This window comes from Phenylobacterium haematophilum (assembly GCF_014196295.1).
GTDB lineage: Bacteria > Pseudomonadota > Alphaproteobacteria > Caulobacterales > Caulobacteraceae > Phenylobacterium > Phenylobacterium haematophilum.
Window position 1 is genome coordinate 197,955 of the sequence record NZ_JACIDK010000006.1, and the last position, 14,384, is coordinate 212,338.

At 66.0% G+C, this 14,384-nt stretch carries 14 protein-coding genes; 4 read left to right on the forward strand and 10 right to left on the reverse strand.

Annotated features, from left to right (window positions below; genetic code table 11):
- Positions 1-4 precede the first annotated feature (4 nt).
- Positions 5-1,684, forward strand: coding sequence for a phosphohexomutase domain-containing protein (locus tag GGQ61_RS18375; RefSeq protein ID WP_183775997.1), 1,680 nt, complete (start codon positions 5-7; stop codon positions 1,682-1,684).
- A gap of 245 nt (positions 1,685-1,929) precedes the next feature.
- Here the strand turns inward: GGQ61_RS18375 and GGQ61_RS18380 are convergent, their stop codons facing one another.
- The 5 genes from GGQ61_RS18380 to GGQ61_RS18400 form a co-directional block, all read right to left on the reverse strand.
- A complete protein-coding gene (locus GGQ61_RS18380) occupies positions 1,930-2,508 on the reverse strand; it encodes a general stress protein (RefSeq protein WP_183775999.1) in 579 nt (192 codons plus the stop codon).
- 187 nt (positions 2,509-2,695) lie between these two features.
- Complete coding sequence (locus tag GGQ61_RS18385; RefSeq protein WP_183776000.1) at positions 2,696-3,340, reverse strand: RNA polymerase sigma factor; 645 nt, start codon at positions 3,338-3,340, stop codon at positions 2,696-2,698.
- Positions 3,324-4,100, reverse strand: coding sequence for a ParB-like protein (locus GGQ61_RS18390; protein WP_343056197.1), 777 nt, complete (start codon positions 4,098-4,100; stop codon positions 3,324-3,326). The genes GGQ61_RS18385 and GGQ61_RS18390 overlap by 17 nt, the downstream gene beginning before the upstream one ends.
- Positions 4,075-4,842: a polyphosphate kinase 2 gene (gene ppk2, locus GGQ61_RS18395; protein WP_183776004.1), complete on the reverse strand. Its 768-nt coding sequence runs from the start codon at positions 4,840-4,842 to the stop codon at positions 4,075-4,077. The genes GGQ61_RS18390 and ppk2 overlap by 26 nt, the downstream gene beginning before the upstream one ends.
- A 111-nt stretch (positions 4,843-4,953) precedes the next feature.
- Positions 4,954-6,294 (reverse strand): glucoamylase family protein, encoded by a 1,341-nt coding sequence (locus tag GGQ61_RS18400; protein ID WP_221221124.1) that lies wholly within the window; start codon positions 6,292-6,294, stop codon positions 4,954-4,956.
- 231 nt (positions 6,295-6,525) lie between these two features.
- Between GGQ61_RS18400 and GGQ61_RS18405 the strand changes: the two genes are divergently transcribed.
- Positions 6,526-6,750, forward strand: a complete 225-nt coding sequence (locus GGQ61_RS18405; RefSeq protein ID WP_183776008.1) for a hypothetical protein — start codon at positions 6,526-6,528, stop codon at positions 6,748-6,750.
- Positions 6,751-6,884: 134 nt separating this feature from the next.
- On the opposite strand, the gene GGQ61_RS18410 is transcribed toward GGQ61_RS18405, so the two are convergent.
- From GGQ61_RS18410 to GGQ61_RS18430, 5 genes are all read right to left on the reverse strand, one after another.
- A complete protein-coding gene (locus GGQ61_RS18410) occupies positions 6,885-8,513 on the reverse strand; it encodes an L-lactate permease (protein ID WP_183776010.1) in 1,629 nt (542 codons plus the stop codon).
- Between the two features lie 51 nt (positions 8,514-8,564).
- A complete protein-coding gene (locus GGQ61_RS18415; RefSeq protein WP_183776012.1) occupies positions 8,565-9,626 on the reverse strand; it encodes a type II glyceraldehyde-3-phosphate dehydrogenase in 1,062 nt (353 codons plus the stop codon).
- Positions 9,627-9,670: 44 nt separating this feature from the next.
- Positions 9,671-10,933 carry an SAM-dependent methyltransferase gene (locus tag GGQ61_RS18420; RefSeq protein ID WP_183776014.1) on the reverse strand — a complete coding sequence of 421 codons (1,263 nt, stop codon included), beginning with the start codon at positions 10,931-10,933 and terminating at the stop codon, positions 9,671-9,673.
- A 139-nt stretch (positions 10,934-11,072) separates the two neighbouring features.
- Positions 11,073-11,213: a hypothetical protein gene (locus GGQ61_RS18425; protein WP_183776016.1), complete on the reverse strand. Its 141-nt coding sequence runs from the start codon at positions 11,211-11,213 to the stop codon at positions 11,073-11,075.
- A gap of 14 nt (positions 11,214-11,227) precedes the next feature.
- Positions 11,228-11,722 (reverse strand): RNA polymerase sigma factor, encoded by a 495-nt coding sequence (locus tag GGQ61_RS18430; protein WP_183776018.1) that lies wholly within the window; start codon positions 11,720-11,722, stop codon positions 11,228-11,230.
- Positions 11,723-12,116: 394 nt separating this feature from the next.
- On the opposite strand from GGQ61_RS18430, the gene GGQ61_RS18435 reads away from it, so the two are divergent.
- Both GGQ61_RS18435 and GGQ61_RS18440 read left to right on the forward strand, forming a co-directional pair.
- The gene (locus GGQ61_RS18435; protein WP_343056198.1) at positions 12,117-12,767 is read left to right on the forward strand and encodes a lysophospholipid acyltransferase family protein; all 651 of its coding nucleotides are present in this window, start codon (positions 12,117-12,119) and stop codon (positions 12,765-12,767) included.
- 388 nt (positions 12,768-13,155) lie between these two features.
- Positions 13,156-14,382, forward strand: coding sequence for a hypothetical protein (locus GGQ61_RS18440; protein WP_343056199.1), 1,227 nt, complete (start codon positions 13,156-13,158; stop codon positions 14,380-14,382).
- Positions 14,383-14,384: the final 2 nt, after the last annotated feature.

The following is a 14,384-nucleotide window of genomic DNA, read 5'->3' on the forward strand; positions in this document are numbered from 1 at the left end:
CCCTATGCCAGGCCAAATCGACCCGAGAGCCGGAAAGCCGGTCGATCCTGCTGCGCTGATCGATGTCGCCGGGCTGCTCGACGCCTATTTCGCCGTGCGACCCGACCCGTCCGACCCCCGCCAGCGGGTCGCTTTCGGCACCTCCGGCCATCGTGGTTCGGCCTTCACGGCCTCGTTCAACGAGGCGCATGTGCAGGCGATCTCGCAGGCGATCTGCGAGCATCGGCGGGGCCGAGGGATCGACGGGCCGCTGTTCATCGGCATGGACAGCCATGCCCTGTCCGCACCTGCGCTGCGCAGCGCGCTCGAGGTCTTCGTCGCCAACGAGGTGACGGTGATGGTCGACGCCGACGATGGCTTCACGCCAACTCCGGCAGTGTCGCTCGCGATCCTCTCCTACAACCGCGGCCGGACCGCGGGTCTCGCCGATGGCGTCGTGATCACCCCATCCCATAATCCACCTCAGGACGGCGGCTTCAAATATAACCCGCCGCACGGTGGTCCTGCGCAAGTGGAGGTCACCGGCCCGATCGAGCGCCGCGCCAATGCGCTCCTGGAAGGCGGTTTGTCGAGCGTGCGCCGCAGGCCCTACGAGCGGGCTCGGGCCTCGGCCTATGTGAGACGCTACGATTTCCGCGACGCCTTCGTCACCGGCCTCGCCGAGGTGGTCGATCTCCAGGCTATCCGCAGCGCCGGCGTGCGCATCGGAATTGATCCGCTCGGCGGCGCGAGCGCCAGCTATTGGCCGCTGGTGCTGGAGCGCTTTGGCCTGCAAGGCGCTCTGGTGAGCGACGCCGTCGACCCCACCTTCGGCTTCATGACCGCCGACTGGGACGGCGAGATCCGGATGGACTGCTCATCGCCCTACGCCATGGCCCGCCTGGTGGGCCTGCGCGATCGCTTCGACGTAGCCTTCGGCAACGATCCCGACGCCGATCGCCACGGAGTGGTCACGCCCTCCGAGGGCCTGATGAACCCGAACCACTATCTCGTCGCGGCCATCGCGTACCTCACCGCGCACCGATCGCGTTGGAGCCCGGCCGCCGGCATCGGCAAGACCATGGTGACCACTGGCCTCATTGACCGGCTGGCGGCGTCGCTGAACCGGCCCCTGACGGAGACGCCCGTGGGCTTTCGCTGGTTCGTCGAGGGCTTGAGGTCCTCTCGCCTAGGCTTCGCCGGCGAAGAGAGCGCCGGGGCCGCCTTCCTGCGGCGTGATGGCGCCGTCTGGACCACGGAAAAGGATGGACTGAGCTTGGGCCTGCTGGCGGCCGAGATCATCGCGCGCACCGGTTCGGATCCCTCGAGGCTCTACCGGCGCGTGGCCGATGATCTCGGCGATCCTCACTACGAGCGGATCGATGCGCCCGCCGGGCCGGCGCAGACAGCGCGGCTTAAGGCGATCACCGCGGAGGATCTGGAGCTGCCCGATCTCGCGGGAGAGCCGGTCCTTGAGATCGAGACGACGACGGCCAGCGGCGAGCCCCTGGGTGGGGTGAGGGTTCGCACGCGGTCTGGGTGGTTCGCCGCGCGACCTTCAGGCACCGAGCCCATCTACAAGATCTATGCCGAGAGCTTCGTGAGCGGCGAGCATCTGCGCCGGATCCAGCAGGAGGCGTTGGAGGCGATCGGGCGCGTGCTGACAGCGGCCGACCAAGCGTCCGGCGTGGACACCCCCGGTTAGCGGGGGTCGACCCGAGGTTCATGCGATGTCCCGAGCGCTCGGACAAGCGCCCTGGCGCCGGCGACCACAAGGCCCACGCCTACGGGGCGATGGCCCGCAAGAGCATTGCGAACGCCGCCACCAGCACCAATCCCGCCACCATCCAGACCCACGCCGGCGGCGGGGGCGGGTCCAAGCGCGTGGGAAGATCGTCGTCGTCCCGTCTCAGGGGCACAGGCTCGCCACGTTGGAACCTCATGGGCGCATCAGTTGGCGTGGGCGCCCTCGGCGTGGCGTTGGCGCGCTTCATGGCCGGCGCGCGCCGCGCAGGTGCCTTCGTGCACCGTCACCTCCGACGGAGACGCTGCATGCAGGATCGCCTTCGCGCGGTCGATCTCTTCTGACGCGCCGTGCGCCATCACCAGGAACTGGTCGGCCTTGACAGCCTCTTCATAACGCAGGACCGAATCCTTTGGAATCCCGATGCCCATCAGCGCGCCGGTCAGAGCGCTCACGCCGCCGACCAGCACCGCGCCTTCGACGGCGCCCAGCAGCATCGCCCCGAGATGGCCCAGGACCACCACCGGACCCACCAGGGGAACGGTCATGAAGAGACCGCCCGCGAAGAGGCCCCACAGACCGCCCCAGAAGGCGCCGTTCTTACCCCAAAGCTTGATCCGATCGCCGAGATTGTAGAAGCCGATGACCTTCTCGTCGGTGTGATAGCCCTTGCCGACGATGGTCAGCTGGTCCATCGCAAACCCGGACTGAGCCAAGGTGCGGACGGCCTCTTCGGCCTGTCCATGGCTGCTGAACACGGCGACGGCGACGTTTTCCTGGCTCATGATAGTCTCCTGATGGCTCGGGCCGCCGCCCGAGGTGTCTAAGCGGTCATTGAAGGACGCGCGACGGGCGTCCGCATTACAGCTGTCGCCCCCGCGGAACCCCGTGGCCGGCGTCGGCGCAGGCGATGTCGGGCCCTCAGCGACATGCTGGACGTCGCCTCAGGCCAGCGCCAAGGGGCGGAGCGCCTTAAGGGGCGCGCCCGAGCCTTTGGCGGACGTCGCGGATGTGGTCGCCCGTGTCACACCGGCAGTCCAGGAACCCGTGCTCCGGACAGGTCAGGCAGACATCCTCCAGGCGGGCCTTGAGCGCCCGGCGCGCGCGGTGGAGCTTGACGTTGACGTTGTTCAAGGTGAGCCCGACGCTAACGGCGACCCGGTCCCGCGGCTCGCTCAGAAGATCTATTCGCCAGATGAGCTCGCTATAGTCCGCCTTGATCGTCGGCAGCAGTCGGTAGAGGCAGTAACAGACGGCGGCGTCCATTTCGACGTCGGGTTCGAAGGCCAGGGTTTCCATCTCGCTGGGCTCGCGAAGGGTCTCTCGCCGGCGCGAGGCCCGGCGGTGATGATCGATCAGGGTGGTGGCGAGCACCCGGCTCAACCAGCCGCGCACGGACTGGATCTCACGCAGGTCGCCCGCGCGCTTCAGCGCCCGCTCCATGAAATCCTGTAGAACCTCCTCGGCGTCGGCGTGATTGCCGAGGCGCCGGCGCAGGAACATCAGGAAATCGCGGTGGCATTCCACCAGTTCGCGTCGCACGGCCGCGTCGGCGGCCTTGGCCGCATCTTCGGCGTCCTCCGAAGAGGGCTCTGATTCGTCACTCGGTGGGGGCATGCGTGATCTCCGTCCCGTCCTGACGCCGCCGCGCCGCCCTGCTTGCAGGATCGCGTCGGACGCCGGGACGGGTCCGCGACCCTGCCCCAGTAAAGGCGCCCGGCAGGCTGGCGGCTTCCGGACGGCGGGCAAGTTTCAGCGCCACCCCGACCGCCGTCTCGAAGTCCCGCTCCAGCAGCGCCGGGGCGATGTGCGCGCGAAGATGATCGGCCCAGCGAAACTCGCTGAACGGGCCTGAGGACTTGCGGTAGCCTCCCAGGCGGCGCAGGGCGCTGGCAAGGCTTCGGAAAGGATCATCGCCAAGATCGGCCAACCGTTCGGGCATGTCGCCGAAGGCGCGCCGTTGGCCCAGGGCGTCATAGGGTCGGCACCAGCCACGCTGATCCAGCCGCCGCCAAAAGGCGGCCGGCGACAGATGCTGCAGGTCTTCGACAATATGCACCGCCGCGACCGCTTCGCCCTGCTGTTGTCGGGCGCACAGACTGTGGTGGCGGTCCAGGACATAGGCGACGCCCTTGGGGCCGAGCACCGCCGGGGCGCTCCTCGGCGCGGCTCCGAGGCCTCGCCGGCGCTTTTCCGCGACTTCGCGCCAGCCGACGGCCATCTGCGTCGGCCGAAGCTGCGAAATGGGCCACAGATAGCAGTCTATGCCGAGACGGACGGGGTGCGTCGACCGACCGGCCTGGACCGTCGTCTCGGCTGACCAAGGCGCGCGGGATGACATGAGCGGCGCCTTAATGGGCCAGACCGGCGGGGTCATGATAGGCCGCAACGATAGTCGGATCGGCCGGCGGGCAGTCCTTGCCCTCGAACTCGAAGCGCGACACCAGGTCGCGAATGAGCGCCACCCGGACGGCGCGCTTGTCGTCGGCCTTGACGATGGTCCAGGGCGAGACGAGCGAATGGGTGCGGGCCAGCATGACGTCGCGTGCGGCGGTGTAGTCGTCCCAACGCTTGATCGCGACGCGATCGATGTCGCTCTTCTTCCACTGGCTCAATGGATCCTCCGCCCTCGCGCGCAGGCGTTGGCGCTCTTCGTCCTTGGAGACGTCGAGATAGTATTTGATGAGTTTGACGCCGCAATGGTCGAGGAGGTTCTCGAACATCGGTGCGGTGATGAGGAATTCTTCGTATTCCTCGTCGGTGCAAAACCCCATGACGCGCTCGACGCCGGCGCGGTTGTACCAACTGCGGTTGAACAGGGCCATCTCGCCCGCCACCGGCAGGTGCGCCACATATCTCTGGAAATACCAGGCGCGCCGCTCACGATCGGAAGGCGGGTCCAGCGCGACCACACGGGTTTCGCGAGGACTGAGATGGCGGGTGATCCGTTTGATCGCCCCATCCTTGCCCGATGCGTCCCGGCCTTCCAGCACCACAAGCACCTTCATCCCATCGCGGATAATCTGGTTCTGGAGGCGGGTCAGCTGGATCTGAGCCGCCTTCAAGGCCGCCTTGTAGGCGGACTTCTCCGACACCTCGGTTTTCGTCTTGGCGCTCATGGCAATGGGTCCCGACCGGTCATTCCGCCGACGCAGCGCGCCGCCTGAGTGATAAGACGCCTTCACGACGATCAGCTTACACTTGGCCGGGGGCCAGACCGGGGGGCAGGGTCAGCCGCGTGCCGTATCGAATCGGGCGCACCCAGACGGCCCATCAAGCCAGCCGCCCCTGAACCCGGCCCGCTCAAGACCCCTGCGTATGCAGGGGCAATGACGCATCAGGTCCCACAGCAGACCATTGCGATGGTTTTCGATCATCAGCACGACTGGGCCTTCATTGAGTCCGAAATGCCAAGGCGACACCCACCAGTCGTAGGGACTTCCAGGCGCGCCCGGATAGGTCGGATTGAAGGCCGCCTTGAAGCCATAGGCGTTGTCGCGTTTCAGCTGCGCCTGGTGGATACAGAAATCGAGGGCGGGCCCGACGATCTCGGGCGCGAAGGGCAGGGACGCAGCGACGGCCCAGGGCGCGAGGGTGCCGTCATCGGGACCATAGGGGACGCCTCGGGCGACATAGTCCTCGAACCGGCGTTCCACGCCGTCGAGACTGAGCGTAGCGGGCCCGGGCCCCTCGCTGGCGGTGACGCCCCAGCAATGTTCGCCATAGCCCGCGAACCGACCCGGATTTTCGATGGCGTAGCGCTGCTGCACATAGGTGGCGCGACGGCTGTTCTCGAAATAGTCGCTGCCGCGCTCGCGCATGACGGCGTCCTGGAGGCCGCGCAGATCAAGCCAGACATGGGACAGTTGATGGATGAAGAGGGGTCCGGCATAGAGGTAGTCGTAACCATAGTGGCGCTCCCACCGGAACGTCGACGTCCAGGCGACATAGCTGACGCCTGAAAGGGGATGGGTGGGCGAGCCCAATCCCAGGACATAGAGCAGCAGCGCCTCGTCATAGCCTTCCCAGCGATAGGGCAGGAAGCCGGCCTCCGGCGTCCATCCATGCGTGACGGTATCGCCCCCGTCCTGCGCCCATGCCCAATCGGCGCGGGCGTATAAGGCCTCGGCGAGGAAGCGAATCTCAGCTTCGGCGTCCGCGGACTCCGTGAAATAGGCGCCTGCCGCCAGCGCGCCGGCGAGAAGCAACGCGCTGTCGATGGTGGAGAGCTCGCACGTCCAGGCTCGGCGGCCGGTCTGCATGTCCAGGAAGTGATAGTAGAATCCGCGGTGTCCGGTCGCGTCCGACGCCTCGCCCTGTGGGCTATTCCAGAAGAAGCGAAGGGTCGCCAGGGTCCGTTGGATGGCCGTTTCACGGCTCATGTAGCCGCGTTCGACACCTACCGGATAGCAGGCCAACGCAAGGCCGGTCGCGGCGATGCTGGCGGGCCAACCGGGTTCGGTCTTGTCGCGCACCAAGCCGTTGGCGGGGTTGGTCTCATGTCGGAAATAGCCGAACGTCTCGCGCTGCAGCGTGCTCAGGTCGTCTTGTCGCTCCGCCTCGGTCCTCACCTGATCATTCCCACCTGAGCGCCCTCGGCGTCGCATGCGGCCCCTGGCGTCGCCCAGCCCGCACTTAAGGTTTCGCCGTGGACCAACATCGAGATGTAAGGATCCCGATCCGGATGCGTCTTCTTCTGACGACCGACCATGAAAGAGTTCACGCCGACACGTTTCGGGCGCCCCCGAGTCGCTGGGATCGGCGTTGATGTTTCAGAGGTCGAATGAACAGGAGGCAGGCTCATGACACAGTGCATCTCCAGCCTTGGCGGACCCTCACCGCTCAAGGAAATGATCACCTTTGAGGTGGTCAAGGAACCCTACGGTTGGGCGGTGCGGCGTGATCGCAGCATGATGACGCCGTTCTGGTGCAAGGACCTGGCGATCGCCGAAGCTGGCCGGATGGTGGACGCCTTGCGCCGTCATGGCGCGAAGGCCGAGATTCGGATCGCGGACGACGAAACCTAACGGGTCTGCGGGCTCGTTTGGGAAGGCGCGCCTGTGATGAGACGGTAAAGTCGCGGGCGAGACATCCGAACCCGCCCGTCGCCCATCAGGCGATCTTTGGAGCATGTGAACACTGCGGAAATCGCGACTCGTAGTCAAGGCGCTACGCCTCGCGTCACGAGCAGCAATGCGATCATGCCAGATGCGAGGCAGTAAATCAGCATCGGCGGTAGGGTGAAGCGGATAATTGCGCCCTCATGACGAAGCAACCCGACGACGGCCGCGGCGGATACCACATTTACGACGGAGATCATGTTGCCCGCATTGGCTCCGAGCATTTGCGCTGCGAGCACGATGGTCGCCGGCACGCCGGCGTTTTCGGCGGCGACCAGTTGAAACTGTGCAAACATCATGTTGCTGAACGTGGCGCTGCCCGAGAGGAAGGCGCCAAAGGCGCCGATAACCGGAGCGACGAGCGGCCAAGCGGAACCGGTGAGGTCAGCGGCGGCCCTGGCGAGTTCCACGGGCATGCTGGCGAGCCCCGCGTCGTTGAAGCCAGAATGAATGAAGATTCGGACCATCGGCACGGCGGATCCCAACGCCGCTACGCTGCCCACCAAAGCGCCGCCCGCCTCTCGCAACGCTGAACCTGAACGCTGAAGGCCTAGATGGTGAAGGGGAAGGGTCAGCAAGGCGACGACGATGAAAACGGTCCCTGGCGAATAGAACGGCTCGAATGAGGCGCCGATTTCGGTGCCAAGAATACGATCCCATGAGACGGAGACCTCTCGCAGCCAGGTCCTAAGGGGGAGGAGGTCGATCCGCGTGACCAACAACAATCCCGCCAGCAACAGATAGGGAGCCCACGCCCGTCCCAGCGACATCGTGGAGCCGACCAGTGCGTCGGTCGATCGAGGTGGCTCTGGCCATGATACCAGTCTCGGGGGAAGCAGCAGGCCCAAACGGGCCACGGGGATCGTCACGGCCAGCCCGACCAGAGCGCCGATGAGGGAGGGAAATTCCGGCCCCAGCAGGACCGCCGCCGCGAGCGCCGGCAATGTGAAGGCAAGCCCGGCGAAGATCGCGAACCTCCAGATTTCAAGGCCTTCGCTCCAACTCCGCCGCGGATGGAAAAATCTGGTCAGCATCACCACCATGATCAACGGCACGAAGGCGCCGACAAACACGTCGATGCTGACCGCCTGCAGCACCACAGCCTCGAGAAAGCCCGGCTCTCCGGCCGCCGTCAGACCTGCCGGGCCCGAACCGGTCGTCTTCAACCCTTCCGCCAGGCCGACAACGACCGGCGTCCCTAGCGCGCCGAATGAGACGGGGCTGCTGTCGGCCACCAGCGCGAGCACGACGGCCGACAACGGTGTGAAGCCTAGGGCGACCAACAGGGGCGCGGTCACCGCCGCCGGCGTTCCAAATCCCGCAGCACCCTCGAGGAAAGCGCCAAACAACCACGCAATCAGGATGACCTGAACCCGGGGGTCAGGCGTGATGTGGGTGAAACCCCGTCGGATCGCCGCCAAACCGCCACTGGCGTTGAGAATCTTCAGGAGCAACACGGCGCCAAAGACGATCCACAGGATCGAAGCGGCGATGAGCGCGCCCTCAATGCCAGCCGCCACGACATGCCGGACTGGAACCTTCCAAATGAGGACGGCCACGCCAGCGGTGAGCGCCAGGCTGAGCGGCATGGCCCGGGCGGCTGGCAGACGCAGGACGACGAGGAGGCCGAAGACCGCCATCAACGGCGTGAGCCCGGCGAGAATCAACATGGCGACTCCCCGGTACGACGACGCCCAACAGCAATCGCCGACCGCCGCAATCTAGGTGTTTCGAACCGAAGCCAAACTCTCGAGGCCGCCGATGCCGAGGCTGGCGTTGGTCTTGGCGATGGAGGTTTCGGCGTCCGGCGCGGCGCGCCGCAGAGCCCGAATGGCGTCTATCGTTTCCGGGATCACGATCGCCTGGTTGTCGACCATATAGGCGTAGAAGAGCTCGTCGCCTTCGACCCGGAGCATGTCGGTCCATAAAGCCACCTCGTAGAGGTTGGCGTGGGGCCGCCCAATGTCGGCCATGAGTTCCTTGACCGTGTTCAGGGCCCCCAGTCCGTCGCCGGTCTGAATGGCCGCGATGCGCGATGACGCCTTGAAGGCGGCGAGCACCTCGGCCTTCTCTGCGGCGCGGGTCATCTGCACCGACCAGTAGTGCAGGTGCGCGAGGGTTTCGGGAACCTTGACGGCCATGGTCACCACGTCGAGGTCCGGATCGACGCTCTTGGCGTCGGGCCCTTGGTGGCTGGGAATCTCCGGTTCCGGCACCAGGGTATTCATGATCCCGCTGTGATCGCTTTCCCAGGGGTCGGTGGCGCGCCGCAGGAGCGTGCCCCGCGCGCGCCGCAACAGACCCGCGCGCTTGAGGGCGGTCAGGGTGCGCACGATCGATGTGGTGTTGCACGAGACAACCCGGGTCGCCTCACGGCCCAAGGCCCCCGCATAGCTGGACTCGGCGACGAAGGAGTGACCGGTGACCTCATGCTTTTCGCCGCCCTGGACAATGAAGGGCTTGCCGCTGCGCCGGTAGAGCTCAGCGTTCGCCGCGCCGACGTGTTTGGGCGTACAATCCACCAGGACATCGGCGGCCGCGATGAGCTGCGTGAGGTCGCCCTCGATGGGCAGGCCCGCGGTTTGCATCGCCTGCGCATCCTTCGACGTCGCTCCAAACAGTTTCACGCCCTGGCGCGAGGCGACCTGAAGCCGCCAATCGGCGCTCACGTCCGCCACCCCGTGCAGGATCATGTCGTCCTGGGCCGCGACCGCCTGCGCGACACGCTTGCCGATCACGCCATAGCCGATGACGCCCACTCGGATCTGTTCGGGCTCGCTCATGGGATTGTCCTCCTTCAGGGGGCGCCAGGCGGCGCGGGGATGTTTCAGCCAAGCAGATCCGCAGCCTGGCGGCGCTCGTTGTCCACCATGTAGTCGCGGGTGAGGGGGGCGGCGGTGACCCGACGCGCCAGCTGAATCTGGAACACCATCAGGCCGCCGACACGGAACGCGGCTTCACAGACGGCGAGATAATATTCCCACATCCGGCAAAACCGCTCGTCATAGAGGGCGGCGGCCTGCGCCCGCCGGGCCTGGAAGCGTTCGGACCAGCGCTGCAAAGTCTCGGCATAGTGCAGCCGCAGGATCTCCACATCGGTCACCCACAGGTCGCTCTTCTCGACGCTGGCCAACACCTCTGACAGCGATGGGCAGTAGCCGCCCGGGAAGATGTACTTGTCGATCCACGGGTCGCTGTCTCCCGGCGGATTGCGGTGGCCGATCGCGTGGATCACGGCCAACCCATCCGGGGCCAGCCGGCGACGGATCACGTCGAAGAATTCGCCGAAATGCGGCTCCCCGACATGTTCGAACATGCCGACGGAGACGATCCGGTCGAAGGTCCCGGTCGAATGCCGATAGTCTTGCAGATGAAACCGGACGCGATCGTCCAGGCCTTCCTCATGAACGCGCGCTTGCGCGACCGCCAGCTGCTCCTGCGACAGGGTGAGGCCATCGACCTCGACCCCGTGACGCTGCGCCAAGTCGAGCGCCAGACCACCCCATCCGGAGCCGATGTCGAGAACGCGAGCGCCCGATTCCAGGCAGAGCTTCGCGGCGAGGTGCGACTTCTTCTTCGCCTGGGCCTCGTCAAGGGTCTCGTCGCCGGTTTGAAAGTAGGCGCACGAATACTGAAGGTCCTCATCAAGGAACAGTTTGTAGAGCTCTTTCGACAGGTCGTAGTGATGAGCCACATTGACGCGCGCACGCTCCACCGGATTGTGGCGCTGAAGCTTTTGAACCGGCGCGGCGAAGGCGCGAAGGGTCTGGGCCTCCTTGGTCAGGGCCTCGGCCGCGGCGACCGCGATAAGGAGGAAGTCACGTAGGCTGCCTTCCTGAACGACGAGGCCGCCGTCCATATAGGCTTCGCCCGCCCGGAGGCTGGGGCTGGCGAGCAAGCGGGCCGGCTCTTCGGGATCTGTCAAACGCACCGTCGCGAAGGGCGCCTCGCCCGTCCCGAACACGTGACGTCCGTCCCAGGGGTCGAGGACGACGAGCGTGCCGTATTGAACAGCCCGTTCCAGCACCTTGGCCAGCACAGTGAACGCCGCCCGATCGGGCAAAACAGCACGCAGCGCCTGTCTCAGCATCGGATAGTCTCTTGTTGCCTTGTGGGTTTACGTCGGGATTTGAAGACTAAGACGGCGAACCCGCCGACGCCTTACAGTTGCGGAGCGTCAGGGTCTTCGCAGCGAGATCGCGAGGCGCGGGGTCGACGTCGCGGCGCGCTCAGGCGCCTTGGACCATGGCGTCGGCGCGTTGTTTCGCCCAGCAGTCGCTGAGCGCGCATTCGCGGCACTTGGCGCTCTGGACGCGGCGCAGATCGGCGCGGGCGCGATGCAGCCGCACCCCGCCATTGGTGGCGCTCAAGCCTCGATCCGCCGCTACCGTCTTGAGCGGGCGTTCGTGGAGGTAGACCGCCCTGAGCAGCTCGGCGTAGGGGGGCGAAGCTCCGCCAGCGTCGCCTTCAGGCATTCGGCGGGGGTTGCGAGGTCAGGGGCGTCGGCCCCCGCGTCGGGCGCGGGCGCGGCGGCCATGGCCTCGGCCATGCGCCGCTGCGCCGCGGCCCGGCGATAGCGGTCAACGACCAGACGGCGCAGCGATACACTCATCCATGCGTCCGGCCGCTCGGCGGCGGCCAGCGTCGGCGCATGCTTGAGGAAGCGGATGAGGGCCTCCTGCCAGACATCCTCCGCGTCGTCGCCGGCGGGCAGGCGCGCGCGCAGATAGCGGAGCTGGCGGGGCCGCTCGGCGTCGAGCGCGCGCGCAAAGCCCTCAAGAGGGACCCAGGTCTTCGACGTACCCTCACAAGCTTCCAACCGTTGCAATGTTTGACAGTGTGCGTCGTCGTTCGTTCTATTAGCGCGATCACAGAGCATTCGACCGTCCCTTGTCGTTTCCAGGGGAGCACTCGACTCCAAATTACGGCTTGGGGTTGATCGAAATCAAGGACTATCTGTATTTTCCGAAATGAAATATAGTCTGAGGGATTTCTGATCTTCGCACGTATAAGAAACCATCAGACCTACAGTCCAAATCCACTCCCCGGCGTGCTGCGGTTGGGCTGACAGCCGCGCTCAGGCGTCGTCGGGGGTTTCACCGCATCGCGGCCTCATCTTGGCGTTCCATCACGTGGCGGGCGTAAGCTCCGAGGCTGCGCTTCGTCTCTATAGGGCGGCGTCTCCTCAAGGGGCGCCGCGGCCTGGAGGAAGCACGCACTTGGGCAGATTGAGATCGTGGGTCTTTCAGATTCTTTGGGCGGGGTGGACGGCAGTGTTCGCCTTGGTCATCCCGGCATTGTGGCTAAGTCGATCACCGCCCACCGCGATCCGCCTGATCACACGCGTTTGGGCGCGCGGTGTCCTGGCGCTGCTCGCCGCGGTCACCGGCGTCCGATATATTGAGCGCGGTCGCGAGCTTCTTCCGCCGAAGCCATGCCTGATCGTGGCGAACCATCAGTCGACCTGGGAGACCATCGCCGCGCTGGTGCTGTTCCCCGACGTCGCCATCGTCGCAAAACGTGAATTGCTGAAGATTCCCGTGATGGGCTGGTATCTTGAACACTCGCCGATGGTGGTGATCGATCGCGCCGACGCGGCCAAGGCGCTGAGAGAGATGACCGCAGCCTGCCGCGCTGCGCTGTCGGAGGGACGATCGGTGCTGATCTTTCCGGAAGGCACCCGCAGGGCCCCTGGATCGCCTGTGATCTTCAAACGCGGCGTCGAGTTTCTCTATCGGACACTCGGCGTACCCGCCGTGGTGGTCACCCATGACTCGGGTCATCATTGGAAACGAGACGGCCTTCTGTCCCCCGGCGTCATTGGCGTCACGATCCTGCCGCCGATCGCTCCGGGCCTCAACGCTGCGCAGTTTGTTCGGACGGCCCAGACGATGATGGGCGCCGCCCAAAAGGAGATCCCATGATGTCCGCTCTCAAGGAAGTCGCCGGGCGGAAGATCCGCCGCAGACGTTCTCGAGGCGCCGCGAGGGTGTGTTCTACGCACCAGGCGGGGCGGCGCGCATGTGACGCGCAGGTCGAGGACAAGATCGACGACGCGCTCGCCGACAGCTTCCCCGCCAGTGATCCGCCGGCCTTTGTGCGACCTGGAGCCCAGATCAGGCCCCAGGACTGCCCCGGCGCCTAAGGATCGCCTTTGATGTGATGGCGAAAAAATCTATCAGGATCCGCGGCGGTCCAGTTCGCAACTGCACGGAGAAAGGCGTCTCGACCATGGCATCCGCTGAAGACGTTCCATATCCTGAAGGACACCGCGCGGGCGCCTCGCAGCGCCTGAACTTCGGGTGTTTCTGCGTGACCTTGGACCGGGGGGCCCTGGCCGAGGCCTTGGATCAAGAGGTCGGCGTCGCCGGGTTCGCAGCGACGCTCGCGCAGACCCATCCCACCCTGTTCTCCAATGTGTCAGTGTTCGTTCCGGCCAAGGCCCTTGTAGAGATGGCCGGCGTGGTGGTCGCCGTCGAAGCTGCGGCTCGCCTTGCGGGATTCCAAGCAGCAGCGCTGGCCTGGGCCGATCCTTTGGCCGTCGCCGATCCGGGCCCCTTGGGCGTTCTGATGGGTTACGATTTCCACCTGGGCGCGGATGGCGCAAAGCTCATCGAGGTCAACACCAACGCCGGCGGGGCCTTCCTCAACGCGGCTTTGGCGCGCGCCCAGCGCTTCTGCTGCGCCTCGCAGAGACCACAGGCCGGGGTGCCTGGGCCGGCGGCGTTCGCGACCCGCGTCGCCGAGATGTTCCTCAGCGAATGGCGGCTGCAAAGAGGCGAGGGGCGCCCACGCCGGATCGCGATCCTCGACGACGCGCCCGCCACCCAGCACCTGCTTCCGGAGTTCAGGCTGGCCCAGGCCCTGCTGCGCGCTCAAGGGCTCGAGACCGTCATCGCCGATCCCGCCGACTTGATCGTTGCGGATGGCGAGGTCCGCGTCGGGGGACAGGCGATCGATCTCGTCTACAACCGGTTGGTGGACTTCGCCCTTCAGGCGCCGGCCCACGCCGCTCTGCGCGAGGCCTATCGCGAAGGCCTCGTGGTGGTGACGCCCAACCCGCATGTCTATGCTCTGCTCGCCGACAAGCGCAACCTGACCCTGTTGTCAGATATGCCCCGACTGCGCGAATGGGGTCTTGGCGCCGACCACGTCCGCGCTCTCAACCAGGCTGTGCCACCCGCCGTGCAGGTCAGTCCGGCCAATGCGGACCAGCTGTGGGCGGAGCGCCGTAATCTGTTCTTCAAGCCCGCCTGCGGCCACGCCAGTAAGGCAGCGTACCGTGGCGACAAGATCACCCGCCGGGTGTGGGCCGAGATCATCGCGGGCGACTTCATCGCCCAGGCCTACGCGGAGCCGAGCCTACGGCGCGTGAGATATGAGGGCGCCACGAGCGATCTCAAGATCGACCTGCGACTCTACACCTACGCCGGGGAGGTCCAGCTGATCGCTTCTCGGCTCTATCGCGGACAGACCACCAACATGCGAACGCCAGGCGGCGGCTTTGCGCCTGTCCTGGTCGATCCGGCGAACGCCTGAAG